The sequence below is a fragment of the Streptomyces krungchingensis genome, assembly GCF_054729265.1.
In genome coordinates, this window is record NZ_JBPUKY010000001.1 from 3,558,272 (window position 1) to 3,571,412 (window position 13,141).

The following is a 13,141-nucleotide window of genomic DNA, read 5'->3' on the forward strand; positions in this document are numbered from 1 at the left end:
GGTCAGCCGGAGACACGCTCCGTGGCCGACGGGACGTGCCCGGCGACGAGCCGCCCGGCGGACGCGACGGCCCCGGAGGCCGGCGCCCGGCGCCGGTCCACGCCGTACGCGACCCCGGCGACGACGAGCCCGAGCACCGCGAGCCCCGCCCCGGCGACGGCGGGAGACGTCGCACCGAATCCGGCGGCCAGGGCGAGCCCGCCGATCCACGCGCCACCGGCGTTGGCGAGGTTGAACGCGGCCTGGTTGGCGGAGGAGGCGAGGGACGGCGCGGCGGCCGCCTTCTCCATGACCATCAGCTGGAGGGGCGAGCCGGTGACGAACGCGGCGATGCCGAGGAGGGTGACCGCGACGGCCGCGCTCCACTGGGCGCCCATGAGGGCCGGGAAGAGCGCGAGGACGACGACGAGGGACGCCAGGCCGCCGAAGAGCGTGCCGCGCAGCGAGTGGTCGGCGAGGCGTCCGCCGACGAGGTTGCCGACGGTCGCGCCGACGCCGAAGAGGGCGAGCAGCAGGGTGACGCTGCCCTCGGCGTACCCGGCGGAGTCCGTGAGCATGGGCGTGACGTAGCTGTACGCGGAGAACAGCGCCCCGAAGCCCGCCACGGTGGTGCCGAGGGCCAGCCAGACGGGCAGGGAGCGCAGCGCGGCGAGCTCGCCGCGGAGACCGCCCACGGGGGCGTGCGCCGGGGCGTGCGGGATGAGCAGCAGCAGCGAGGCGATGGCGGCGACACCGATGACGCTGACGCCGAGGAAGGCGGCACGCCAGCCGAGGTGCTGCCCCACGAGCGTGGCGGCGGGGACGCCTGCGATGTTCGCGACGGTCAGGCCGAGGAACATCAGGGAGACGGAGCGCGCCTTGCGGTCGGGGGCGACCATGCCGGTGGCGACGACGGCGCCCACGCCGAAGAAGGCGCCGTGCGGCAGTCCGCTGAGGAAGCGGGCGGCGAGCAGCCAGTGCTCGTCGGGGGCGAGGGCGGAGAGGGCGTTGCCCGCGACGAACAGGCCCATGAGGGCGATCAGGACCTTGCGGCGGGGCATCCGGGCGGTGGCCGCGGCGAGCAGCGGGGCGCCGATGACGACGCCGAGGGCGTACGCGGAGACGAGGTGCCCGGCGGCGGGGAGGGATATGTGCAGGTCGTCCGCGACGTCGGGGAGCAGCCCCATCATCACGAACTCGGTGGTACCGATGCCGAAGGCGCCCACGGCTAGGGCGAGCAGGGCCAGGGGCATGGAGGGGCCTTTCACGAGCGGAGTGGTGGAGCGGTGCGCCGCGCGGGTGCTGCTCCGTAGGCATGTCGCCGCCCGTGCACGGCACTGTGCACGGGCAGCATAAGTTTAACTACGGAACAAAGTAACTCAGGCCCAGTATTCCCGGAGCTACGACGCCGATTCGTCGATCTTGACGCGGGCGGCGATCGGCAGGTGGTCGCTGCCGGTCTCGGGCAGGGTCCAGGAGGTCACCGGCTCGACGCCCTTGACCATGATCTGGTCGATGCGGGCCATCGGGAACGACGCCGGCCAGCTGAACCCGAAGCCGCTGCCCGCCGCGCCCTGGGTGGAGCGCATCTGCGCGGTGACGGCGTTCAGGGCACGGTCGTTCATCGTGCCGTTGAGGTCGCCGAGCAGGACGATCCGCGTCAGGCGCTCGTCGGCGATGGCCTCGCCCAGCGCGTCGGCGCTCTTGTCGCGCTGGCGTGCGGTGAACCCCGCCTCCATCTTCACGCGCACCGAGGGCAGGTGGGCGACGTACACGGCGACCTGCCCGGCCGGCGCGTCCACCGTCGCCCGCATCGCGCGCGTCCAGCCCAGCTTGATGTCGACGGGCCGGGAGCCGGTCAGCGGGTACTTGCTCCACAGTCCGACGGTGCCCTGCACGGAGTGGTACTTGTACGTCGACGCGAGCGCCTTCTCGTACACCGGGACCGCGGAGGCGGTCAGCTCCTCCAGGGCCAGCACGTCGGCGCCGGAGGAGGCCACGTCGCGGGCGGTGCCGGACGGGTCCGGGTTCTCCGCGTTGACGTTGTGGGTGGCGACGGTGAGGTCGCCGCCGCTGCCGGTCTTGTCGGTGAGCAGCCCGCCGAACAGGTTCAGCCAGACGATCGCGGGCAGCAGCACGGCGATCAGGGCGGTGACGGACCTCCGCACCAGGCCGAGGACCAGCAGGACCGGGACGAACACGCCGAGCCACGGCAGGAACGTCTCTGTGAGGCTGCCGAGGTTGCCGATGCGGTTGGGGATCTGCGCGTGCAGCAGCATCACCAGGGCGAGGAACACCGCGCACGCGGCGAGGAGGATGCCGCGGCGCCAGATGCCCCGGTCGCCGCGCCAGCCGTCGAGCAGGCGCCGAAGCCGGGACCCTCTGCGGTCCGGCCCCTGGCCGCCGCTTCCCGTCTCCGTCATATACGCCTGCGCCATACCGTCGCCTCACAAACTGCCGCGCGCACCGTCTGCCCCTCGGCTACGACCCTAGGGGATGATCGGCGTCGTTCCTGCCGCCCGGGGGCGGCCGTACGGGCAAGGGGACGTACAACTTCGCGTCCGGAGTTCCGGATCGGGGCGCGGATCGCGTCCTCTGTGACGAAACGCGCACATTCGGCCCGTCAGGAACCGGCCCGTCAGAAACGATGCGGACCAAGGGCTTTCCCGTGATCCCCGGTGGATCGGCGCGCGGCGTCGAATGCGGTGCATCGCAAGGCGGAGGATCGTCCTGATACTGGGCGCATTCGGGTGACCCTCCAACGCGGCGAGGCCGTAGCTGTCGTCGTGCGCCCGCCGGGGATCACGGGACAGCCCTCAGGGCCGGTCGGGGCGCAGCCCCTCCAGAACCGTGTCGACGATCCGCTCCGCGAGGTCCTCGGGGAGTTCCGTCTCCGGGCGCATCACGGCCCGCACGAGCATGGGGCCGACGAACAGGTCGTTGAGCAACTCGATGTCGAGGTCCGTGCGCAGCTCGCCGTTGCGCTGGCCGCGGCGCAGCACTTCGTAACCCAGCTGGCGCCGCGGCGCTATGACGGTCGCGTCGTAGGCGGCCCAGAGTTTCGGGCTGCTCTTCATCTGCGCGTGGACGTTGTGCAGGATCGCCGACGAGCGGTTGAGCAGGCCGCGTTGGCGCAGCGACTCGAGCAGCACGATCAGGTCGTCGCGCATCGAGGTGCCGGGGAGGTCGGGATCGGGGGGTTCGGCGGCGCGCAGGACGTCGACGAAGAGCTCCTCCTTGCCGCTCCAACGGCGGTAGATGGTCGCCTTGCCGACGCCCGCCGTACGCGCGATGCGCTCGATGGAGAGCTCGCCGAGCGGCACACCGTCCTCCAGGAGTTTCATGACACCCTCCAGGATGGCGCGCTCCACGGCCTCGCTTCGGGGACGTCCCCGGGTGGGCCCCCCGTGCCTGGGTCGGCTGTGCGCGAGGCTCACGTCGAACTCCGTTCCCTTCGTTGACCTGGTCCCATTCTCCCCGGTGCACGCGATTCGCGGGCACCCGGTGCCAGGATGCCCACGAATCGGTACGACGGCGCGTCAGTGGTCGGCCGTCACCAGCTCGGCCTCCTCCTCGCCCGCCCGCTCCTCGGCGGACCGTCCCGGCAGGAACACGGCGACGACCAGCGCGCCGATGATCGCCACGCCCGCGCCGCACAGCGCGGTGACGTGCATGGCGTGCAGGAAGGCGTCGTTGGCGGGGGTGACGAGGGCCTTGCCCTGCGGGCCCAGCCGGGCCGCGACACCGAGGGTGGCCTCGATGGACTCTCCGGCGGTGTGCCGCAGGCCGGCCGGGACGAGGGACAGCTTGTCCTCGATGCCGGTGCGGTAGGACGTGGAGAGCACGGAGCCGAGGACGGCGATGCCCAGGGCGCCGCCGACCTGGCGGAAGGTGTTGCTGAGCGCGGACGCCGAACCCGCCTTCTCACGCGGCAGGGCCTGCATTATCACGACGCTCGTGGGCGTCATGATGTGCGCCATTCCGGTGCCCATGAGGAAGAAGATGACCTCCAGGAGCCAGATGGGGGTGTCCGTGTCCAGGACGGCGAACGCGGCGAGCATCGCGGCGATGATCAGCAGGCCCGCCGTGCAGGTGGCCTTGTTGCCGATGCGGTCGACGACGAGGCGGGCGCGCGGCGCGAAGATGATCTGGGCCGCGGCGAGCGGCAGCATCAGCAGACCGGTCTGCAGCGGCGAGTAGCCGCGCACGCTCTGCGTGTAGAAGACGGAGAAGAAGGTCACGCCCATCAGCGCGAAGAAGACCAGCGCGATGGCCGCGATCGCGGCGGAGAAGACCTTGTTCTGGAAGTACGTGACGTCGATCGACGGGTGGTCGCTGCGCTTCTCGTACACGACGAAGAAGGCGAGGACGGCGAGTCCGGCGGCGATGGTCGCGAGGACGGTGCCGTCGGTGAAGTCGGCGAGCTGGCCGCCCTTGATGATGCCGTAGACCAGCAGGACGAGCCCGATGACGGACAGGACGACGCCGACCGGGTCGAGGCGGCCGGGGTTCGGGTCACGGGAGTCGGGGACCAGCCAGAACATCAGGACGAGCGCGAGCGCCACGATCGGCACGTTGATCAGGAAGACCGAGCCCCACCAGAAGTGGTCCAGCAGGACACCGCCGGTGATCGGGCCGATCGCGATGGCGAGACCGACGCCGCCCGCCCAGATGCCGATGGCCTTGGGCTGCTCGTCGCGCTCGAAGACGTTCATCAGGACGGCGAGGGTGGCGGGCATCACGAAGGCGGCCCCGAGACCCATCACCGCTCGGAACACGATGAGCTGGACCGGCGAGCCGGACTCCGCGGCCAGCGCGGATCCGATGCCGAACACGGCGAGACCGGCGAGCAGCATCTTCTTGCGGCCGAGCCGGTCGCCGAGGAGGCCGGCGGTGAACAGAAGTCCGGCGAAGACGAGCGTGTAGGCGTTGATGGCCCACTCCAGCTCGCTCTGCGTGGCGCCGAGTCCGGTGGGCGCCGGTGTCGAGATCGTCTTGATCGCGACGTTGAGGATGGAGTTGTCGAGCACCACGATCAGCAGGCTGAGCATGAGCACGCCGAGGATCGCCCAGCGGCGCCGGTGCACCGCCTCGGGCACACGTCGTTCGGCAGGAGGAGCGGAGGTCGTCATGGCGACCACCCTAGGCGACTTCCGATACGGCACCGTCTCGTATCGGAAATGCTTTACGGAGACCTTACGAAGGGACCTAGGTCGCAGGACGGAGGCGGGGGCCGTGGCGCGCGGACACCGCCCGGTTGGACGAGACGTACATCGCCCGGCCCGGTCCAGGGGGTTTCGTTTGGATCAGGTCGGATCAGGCCGCGGCGCATGGTGCGGTGCATCGCAAGGCGGAGCCTCACCCGCGTACTGGGCGTACTCGGGTGAGGCGACAACGCGGCGAGGTGCCGTGCCAGGCGTCGCGGACCCGAGCTGGTCCAAACGACACCCCCTAGCCGCGCGTGGCACGAAGTGCCACCATGGAGGCGGTCCGGGGACGCCGTCAGGGTGCCTCGAGATGACAGAAGGAGCCGTTGCGATGACGCAGCTTTCGGCTGCCCAGGAGCAGTCCGCGGAGGGCGCCCTCAAGCGCACCGACAGCAGCAAGGCGCTGTACGGAGGCAAGAGCACCCGCCGTATCACGGTGCGCGACATCACCGCCGCCAAGGAGCGCGGCGAGAAGTGGCCCATGCTCACCGCCTACGACGCGATGACCGCGTCGGTCTTCGACGAGGCCGGCATCCCGGTGATGCTCGTCGGCGACTCGGCGGGCAACTGCCACCTGGGGTACGAGACGACCGTGCCCGTCACGATGGACGAGATGACGATGCTGTCCGCCGCGGTGGTCCGGGGCACCTCGCGCGCCCTGATCGTCGGCGACCTGCCCTTCGGCTCCTACCAGGAGGGCCCCGTGCAGGCCCTGCGCTCGGCGACCCGCCTCGTCAAGGAGGCCGGGGTCGGCGCGGTGAAGCTGGAGGGCGGCGAGCGCTCGCACCGCCAGATCGAGCTGCTCGTGGAGTCTGGCATCCCGGTCATGGCGCACATCGGCCTGACCCCGCAGTCCGTGAACGCCATGGGCTACCGCGTACAGGGCCGCGGCGACGAGGCCGCGCACCAGCTGCTGCGGGACGCCAAGGCGGTGCAGGACGCGGGCGCGTTCGCCGTCGTCCTGGAACTGGTCCCGGCGGAGCTGGCCGCCGAGGTCACGCGCACGCTGCACATCCCGACCGTCGGCATCGGCGCCGGTCCCGAGACCGACGCGCAGGTCCTCGTCTGGACCGACATGCTCGGTCTGACCGGCGGCCGGGTGCCGAAGTTCGTCAAGAAGTACGCCGACCTGCGTCAGGTCATGGGCGACGCGGCGAAGGCGTTCGCCGAGGACGTGGTCGGCGGGACCTTCCCGCTGGAGGAGCACTCCGTCCATTAGGGGGTTTCGTTTGGATCAGCCCGGGTCCGCGACGCCCGGCACGGCACCTCGCCGCGTTGTCGGGCCACCCGAGTACGACCGGTACGCGAGTGATCCTCCGCCGTGCGACGCACCGCACCGGACGCCGCGGCCCGATCCGACCTGATCCGAACGAAACCCCCTGGGACCCACAGCCACTGCGGCACCGAGGCGACCCGTCGATCTTCCCCCGTCGACGGGTCGCCGCCTTTTCGCACGTGCCCGGCGCCGAGCGACCGCCGCCGGCCGGACGGCGGTGCGCTGTCGGCCGCCTGTCGGTGCGCGTCGGACGGCGCCGGCGGGCTGTCGGTGGGCTGTCGGCCGGTTGTCGGTGGCGGCTGGCACCTTGGTCGGCATGACGCGAATCGACAAGAACCCCCGAGAGGGCGCCGGCGCCGCGAGCGCCGTCACCGTACGGGGGCTGGTCAAGCACTACGGCGAGACCAAGGCGCTGGACGGTGTGGACCTGGACGTGCACGAGGGCACCGTCCTCGGGGTACTGGGTCCCAACGGCGCCGGCAAGACCACCCTCGTCCGCTGCCTGTCCACCCTCATCACCCCCGACTCCGGGCACGCCACCGTCGCCGGTTACGACGTGCTGCGCCAGCCCCGCCAGCTGCGCCGCGTGATAGGCCTCACCGGCCAGTACGCCTCGGTCGACGAGAAGCTCCCCGGCTGGGAGAACCTCTACATGATCGGACGGCTGCTCGACCTGCCCCGCAAGGACGCCCGCCGCCGCGCCGACGAGCTCCTGGAGCGCTTCTCGCTCACCGAGGCGGCCCGGCGCCCGGCCTCCACGTACTCCGGCGGTATGCGCCGCCGCCTCGACCTCGCCGCCTCCATGATCGGCAACCCGGCCGTCCTGTACCTGGACGAGCCGACCACCGGCCTCGACCCGCGCACCCGCAACGAGGTGTGGCACGAGGTCAAGCGGATGGTCGCCGAAGGCGCCACCGTGCTGCTCACCACCCAGTACATGGAGGAGGCCGAACAGCTGGCCTCCGAGCTGACGGTCATCGACCGCGGCAAGGTCATCGCGAACGGCCGGATCGACGAGCTGAAGGCCCGTGTCGGCGGCCGCACGCTGCGCGTCCGCCCGGTGGACCCGCTCGAACTGCGCCCGCTGGCCGCGATGTTCGACGAGCTGGGCCTCACCGGCCTCGCCACGACGACCGTGGACGCCGAGACCGGCAGCGTGCTCGTGCCGGTCCTCAGCGACGAGCAGCTCACCGCCGTGGTCGGCGCGGTCACCGCGCGCGGCATCACCATCGGCTCCATCTCCACCGAACTGCCCAGCCTGGACGAGGTGTTCCTGTCCCTCACCGGCCACAAGGCCTCCGCCCCGCAGGACGAGGTCCCCGCCCCCGCCCCCGAGGAGGTCGCCGTATGAGCGCCAGCCCGTCGCCCACCGCCACCCTTGCGAAGAGCGGCCCCGCCGCTCCTCTCCCCCCTGTCCCCGATGCCCCCATCGCCACCGAGGGCGACTCCCGCATCTCGCCCCGCGCGCACGCCCGCCACATCGGCGCCCTGGTCCGCCGCAATCTGCTGTGGATCCGCCAGGACCCCGAGTCGATGTTCGACGCCGTCCTGATGCCGGTCGTCTTCACCCTGCTGTTCGTGTACGTCTTCGGCGGTTCCATCGGCAAGTCGCTGGGCGGCGGACAGCAGGAGTACGTGCAGTACGTGGTGCCCGGCCTGATGGCCATGATGGGCATGAACATCGCCACGGCCGTCGGCACCGGCTTCAACCAGGACTTCCAGAGCGGTGTCATGGACCGCTTCCGCACCCTGCCGATCGGCCAGGGTTCGGTGCTCTTCGCCAAGATCGTGGTGGAGCTGATGAGGATGCTCGTCGCGACGACGATCCTCATGATCGTCGGCGTGCTGGTCGGCTTCGACATCGAGAACTGGCCGGGTCTGTTCGCGGCCGTGGGACTCGCCACCCTCTTCGGCTCGGCCCTGATGTGGATCTTCCTGGTCCTCGGTGTGACGATGAAGAACGCCCAGTCCGTGCAGGCGATGGGCTTCCTGGTCCTGATGCCTCTGCAGTTCGGCTCGTCGATCTTCTCGCCGCCTCGCACCATGCCCGGCTGGCTCCAGAACTTCACCGACTACAACCCGCTGTCCTCGCTCGCGGACACCGCGCGCGGCCTGATGGTGGGCGGCCCGGTCACCCACGACCTGTGGGTCACCCTCGGCTGGACGGCGGCGCTGACGCTGGTCATGGCACCGATCGCGATCCACAAGTTCCGTAACAAGACCTGACCTTGCGGGCCCACCGGTTCGCCTCAGACAAGGGCGGCGGCCTCCTGCGCGGAGAGCCCGCCGCCCTCGGCGTACGCGGCCTCGTACGCCGCGTCGTCGAGCGCGGCGCGCACGCCGGCCTCCGCCTGCGCGCGCACCTCGTCCTCCATCGGGCCCGTGAAGTGGCCCGGCGGCAGCAGGTGGTCGGCGGCACCGAGGAGCCGGGCCGCCTCGCGGACACGGCTGCCGCCGTCCAGACCGGTCAGGGCGATGGCGGCGGTGGTCAGCTGCGCCGAGGTCATGTGCGGCGCGATCATCTGCGTCAGGGGGTCCATGGACCGGGACAGCGCCTTGCGGACCTTGGCCAGGGCGGTCTCGTACTGTCCTTCGACCGCGTCCAGCCAGCCCTCCACGCCGAGCACGAAGCCCTCGAAGACCACGAAGGTGGCGGCGGCGAAGTCCTCGCGCAGCCGCCGCATCTGCTCGCGCGCCTCGGCGATCCGGCCGGTCCGGCCGAGCCACATGGCGAGGAAGAGCCGGGCCGCGGGCATCGCCTCGTTGAGGGCGCCGTGGCCCTCGGTGAGGGCGTCGCGCAGCATCCGCTCGCCCCGCTCGTGGTCCCCCAGTTCGATGTACACACCGCCGAGCCGGACGCTGAGCACCGCCATCTGGGCGTGCGCGCCCAGCCGCTCGGCGTACCCGCTCGCCTCCGTGTAGTCCGCGGCGGCGGCCGCGTAGTCGCCCTTGCGTTCGTGCGCCTCGCCGCGCGCGGACAACGCCTCGGCGGCGCCCCAGGCGTCGCCGATCGCGGCGAAGATCTCCAGTGCCTCGTCCGCGTCGCGGGTGGCGTCGCCCGCCAGGTCGGCCCGGTTGGCGAGGACGTTGGCGCGCATCTGGAGGGCGACCGCGAGCTCCCACTCGAAGCCGAGCTCACGGCAGGTGGCGACCGTCACCTCGACGACCTCGCGCATCCGGTCGAGGTCGCCGGTCAGCAGGACGGCGTAGAACCAGAGGTTGCCGGGGCTGCGGCAGGTCTGCGGGAGGCCCGGACGGTAGGTCTCGCTGATGACGTGCAGTTTCGCCTGGGCCTCCGGGGTCTGCCAGGCCTCCATGTCCATGTCCATGCAGGCGAGATGGACGAGATGCACTCCGCGCCGGGCCTCGGCGAGGACGTCCGGGCGCATCGGCGGCGGGGCGTCGGTGCAGCGCTCGTGCAGCGGCTCGGCGGGACGCGGCGGCGGGGCGAACGGGTCCGGGCCGAGGGCCATGACCTCGCGGGACCAGGTGCGGGCCTCGATGCGCTGGTCGCGGATCTGCCAGTACCAGCTCAGCGACAGGACGAGGCAGATCGCCTCCTGTTCGTCGCGCTCGGCGACGGCGTGCCGCAGGGCGGTGCGCAGGTTCTCGTACTCGCGCTCCAGGCTCGCGATCGCCGTCGCCTGGCGGCGGCCGCGCAGCTCCGGGTCGGTGGTGCGGGCGAGTTCGCGGTAGTGGGTGAGGTGGGCGCGTTCGGCGGCGGCGCGGTCGCCGCACTCGTCGAGGCGCTCGCCCGCGTACTCGGCGACCGTCTCCAGCAGCCGGTAGCGCATCTCCCCGTCGGAGCCCTCGCCCTCCGCGGTGGGCGCCGCGACGACGAGGGACTTGTCGACGAGCGAGCCGAGGGCCTCCAGCGCGGCGGGGCCGCAGACGGCCTCCGCGGCGGCGAGGTCGCAGCCGCCCGAGAACACCGACAGCCGCCGCAGCACGTCCCGTTCGTCCGCGTCGAGGAGGTCCCAGGACCAGTCGACGACGGCCCGCAGCGTCTGCTGACGCGGCAGCACGGTGCGGCTGCCGGAGGTGAGCAGCCGGAACCGGTCGTCCAGCCGGTCGGCGATCTGCCGCGGGGTGAGCATCCGCAGCCGGGCGGCGGCGAGTTCGATCGCGAGCGGCAGGCCGTCGAGGCGACGGCAGATCTCCGCGGCGGCCTCGGCGTCGTCCTCGACACGGAAGCCGGGGCGGGCGGCGGCCCCGCGGTCGGCCAGCAGCCGCAGCGCGACGGGTTCCGGCAGCGGCTCCACGGGGCGCAGCAACTCCCCCGGTACGCCGAGGGGTTCACGGCTGGTCGCCAGCACCGTCAGCCCGGGGCACCGTTCCAGGAGTTCCTCGACGAGGTGCGCGGCGGCGTCCACGACGTGCTCGCAGTTGTCGAGGACGAGGAGCATGCGGCGCTTGGCACAGTGCTCGGCGAGCCGGGTGAGCGGGTCGTCGTGCCGGTCGGCCACGGCGCGCATCTCCTCGGCGCCGGCACCGCGCAGCACGGTCTCGCGCGCGCCGACCGCGGTGAGCACGGCCTCGGGCACCGCCTCCGGGTCGTCGACCGGCGCGAGCTCGGCCAGCCACACCCCGTCGCGGGCCGCGTACGCCACGGACTCCGCCGCCTCCTGGGACAGCCGGGTCTTCCCTGCCCCGCCGGGACCGAGCAGCGTCACGAGCCGGGCCGCCGCCAGGTCTCCGCGGATGGCGTCGATGTCCGCCTCCCGACCCACGAAGGACGTGAGCCGGGCCCGCAGATTGCCGGCGGCCGGGTGCGGGGGCCGGGCGCGGGAGGGGGCGTCGGGGGCGGTGTGGCCGTCGACGGGGGTGGCGGGACCGGCGCCGCCGAACGCACTGCCGGGGGCGAGGTGCACGCCATCGGATATCGGGAGCACGCCCTGCGGCGCGCCGGCGTGGGACTCGGCGGGGGCCCCCGTCGCGGGCCGGGCGGTGCCTGCGGCGGAGGTGCGGTCGCGGTGCCGTACGGCCCCGGCGTCCGCGCCGTCGTGACCGGCGGCCCGGCCCACATGCCGGGGCGCGGCGGCGTACGGCGCGTCGGCACCATGCGACCCGTCGGTGCCGACCGCGGGCCGGGGCGCGCTCCGGTCCATGTGCCGGGCCGTCGCACCGTGGGTGACCTCGGCGGCGCCCGGGGGCCCGGCCGCCGTCCCGTACCGGTCGCCGGTACCGTCCGGGCGCCGAGGTGCGGGAGGCGGGGGGCCGGGACGCTCGCTCCCGGCGGAGGGCGAAGGGGGCGTGTACGGGCCGTTGTCGTGGGACGGGGCGGACGGGGCGGGCCGCGGTGCGTCCAGGAGTTCCCGGTGCAGGGCGCGCAGCTCGGGACCGGGGTCCGAGCCCAGGCGGTCGGCGAGGAGCCGGCGTACGGACTCATAGGCGGCGAGGGCCTCGGCGGGGCGGCCCGCGGCGCGCAGGGCACGCAGCCGCAGGGCGTGCAGGGGTTCGTCGAGGGGGTGGCCGTCGCACAGTGCGGTCAGCTCGGGCAGGACCTGCTCGGCGTGGCCGAGGGCGAGCGCCGCGCCGATCCGGGCACGCCGCACGTCGAGCCGGCGCGTCTCCCAGCGGGCCGCCTCCGCGGCGCGGTCCGGGAGGTCGGCGAGAGCGGGCCCCCGCCACAGGGCGAGGGCGTCGTCCAGGGCGGTCGCGGCCTTGGCGGGATCGCCGTCGGCGAGCGCGCGGGTGCCCTCTCCCGCGAGCCGCTCGAACCGGTACAGGTCGACGTCGTCGGCCACCGCCGCGAGCCGGTACCCGCCGTCCGCCGACTGCACCGCGTCCGGTCCCAGTGCCCGGCGCAGCCGCCCGACCAGCGCCTGCAGCGCGCCGGGCGCGTCCGCGGGCAGATCGCCGTCCCACACCTCGTCGACCAGGACGGCCGGGGTCACGGTCCGGCCGGGGTGCAGCGCGAGCACGGTCAGCAGGGCACGCAGCCGCGCCCCGCCGACCGGGACGGGCGTGCCGTCGGGGCGGAGTGCCTGCGTGGTGCCGAGGATGCGGTAGCGCACGGGGTCCATTGTCTCCGGTGGTCTCAGGTACGGAGGTCCGGCACCTCGAGTTCGGCCAGGACACCGCGGCGGCCCTCGCCGAACCACTTCGGGCTGCGGTCGGCGCTCTCCAGCGAGCGCGACCGCGGCACCGGCTCCAGGGTGCGCGAGCCCGGGTCCGTCTCGGCGCACTCCTGACGCACCACACGGATCGCCCGCACCGTGCCGGCGGTCTCGGGCCACAGCCCGCCGTGGCGCTCGACGGTGAGCACGCCGACCGCCCTGATCCACTGCCCGGGCTCGTCCGGGGGGTCGTCGCTCAGCGCGGCCGTGAGCCCGTCGGCACCGCGCAGCGTGACGACCACGCCCCCGTCCCCGTCCCCGTCCCCGTCATGGTCCCGCACGGTCTCGACGGGACCCGACAGCTTGCTCAGCTCCTCGTACCAGCCGCCGCCCAGCACCTCGTCGGAGGACACGAGCAGCAGCGGCCAGCTCACCTCGTCGCCCACCGAGAAAGGTGTGCCGCAGCACTCCTTCTGCCAGTCCGCGTAGAACACCCACCATCGCGCCATGCCCCCACCCTCCCCGGAACCAATGCCCTGTCGCGAGACGTTTTCCGCCCGAGCCCGGTACGGTCGGGCAGTCCCGAAGCACGTGCGTACCCGTCCCGACAGTCCAGGGAG

9 protein-coding genes are annotated in these 13,141 nt (G+C 72.9%); 3 read left to right on the forward strand and 6 right to left on the reverse strand.

All coding sequences use genetic code 11. From position 1 onward, the window contains the following. Window positions 1-2: 2 nt before the first annotated feature. The 4 genes from ACSYGO_RS15820 to ACSYGO_RS15835 all read right to left on the reverse strand — a co-directional run bounded on the left by ACSYGO_RS15820 (window position 3) and on the right by ACSYGO_RS15835 (window position 5,111). Window positions 3-1,232: an MFS transporter gene (locus ACSYGO_RS15820; protein WP_460386893.1), complete on the reverse strand. Its 1,230-nt coding sequence runs from the start codon at window positions 1,230-1,232 to the stop codon at window positions 3-5. Window positions 1,233-1,379: 147 nt separating this feature from the next. Next, window positions 1,380-2,417, reverse strand: a complete 1,038-nt coding sequence (locus tag ACSYGO_RS15825; RefSeq protein WP_432173354.1) for an endonuclease/exonuclease/phosphatase family protein — start codon at window positions 2,415-2,417, stop codon at window positions 1,380-1,382. 378 nt (window positions 2,418-2,795) lie between these two features. Next, on the reverse strand, window positions 2,796-3,416 hold the full coding sequence (locus ACSYGO_RS15830) for a TetR/AcrR family transcriptional regulator (RefSeq protein ID WP_426675740.1): 621 nt from the start codon (window positions 3,414-3,416) through the stop codon (window positions 2,796-2,798). Between the two features lie 102 nt (window positions 3,417-3,518). After that, complete coding sequence (locus ACSYGO_RS15835) at window positions 3,519-5,111, reverse strand: MFS transporter (RefSeq protein WP_432173355.1); 1,593 nt, start codon at window positions 5,109-5,111, stop codon at window positions 3,519-3,521. Between the two features lie 406 nt (window positions 5,112-5,517). On the opposite strand from ACSYGO_RS15835, the gene panB reads away from it, so the two are divergent. The 3 genes from panB (at window position 5,518) to ACSYGO_RS15850 (ending at window position 8,688) form a co-directional block, all read left to right on the forward strand. After that, window positions 5,518-6,405 (forward strand): 3-methyl-2-oxobutanoate hydroxymethyltransferase, encoded by an 888-nt coding sequence (panB, locus tag ACSYGO_RS15840; RefSeq protein WP_095933892.1) that lies wholly within the window; start codon window positions 5,518-5,520, stop codon window positions 6,403-6,405. Between the two features lie 373 nt (window positions 6,406-6,778). Continuing rightward, a complete protein-coding gene (locus ACSYGO_RS15845; RefSeq protein WP_426675738.1) occupies window positions 6,779-7,813 on the forward strand; it encodes an ATP-binding cassette domain-containing protein in 1,035 nt (344 codons plus the stop codon). Beyond that, window positions 7,810-8,688, forward strand: coding sequence for an ABC transporter permease (locus ACSYGO_RS15850; RefSeq protein WP_460386894.1), 879 nt, complete (start codon window positions 7,810-7,812; stop codon window positions 8,686-8,688). The genes ACSYGO_RS15845 and ACSYGO_RS15850 overlap by 4 nt, the downstream gene beginning before the upstream one ends. Window positions 8,689-8,711: 23 nt before the next feature. Here ACSYGO_RS15850 and ACSYGO_RS15855 read toward each other — a convergent pair whose 3' ends face one another. Continuing rightward, complete coding sequence (locus tag ACSYGO_RS15855; RefSeq protein ID WP_460386895.1) at window positions 8,712-12,488, reverse strand: AfsR/SARP family transcriptional regulator; 3,777 nt, start codon at window positions 12,486-12,488, stop codon at window positions 8,712-8,714. A 14-nt stretch (window positions 12,489-12,502) separates the two neighbouring features. Further along, on the reverse strand, window positions 12,503-13,030 hold the full coding sequence (locus ACSYGO_RS15860; RefSeq protein ID WP_460386896.1) for a DUF6578 domain-containing protein: 528 nt from the start codon (window positions 13,028-13,030) through the stop codon (window positions 12,503-12,505). Between the last annotated feature and the right edge of the window lie 111 nt (window positions 13,031-13,141).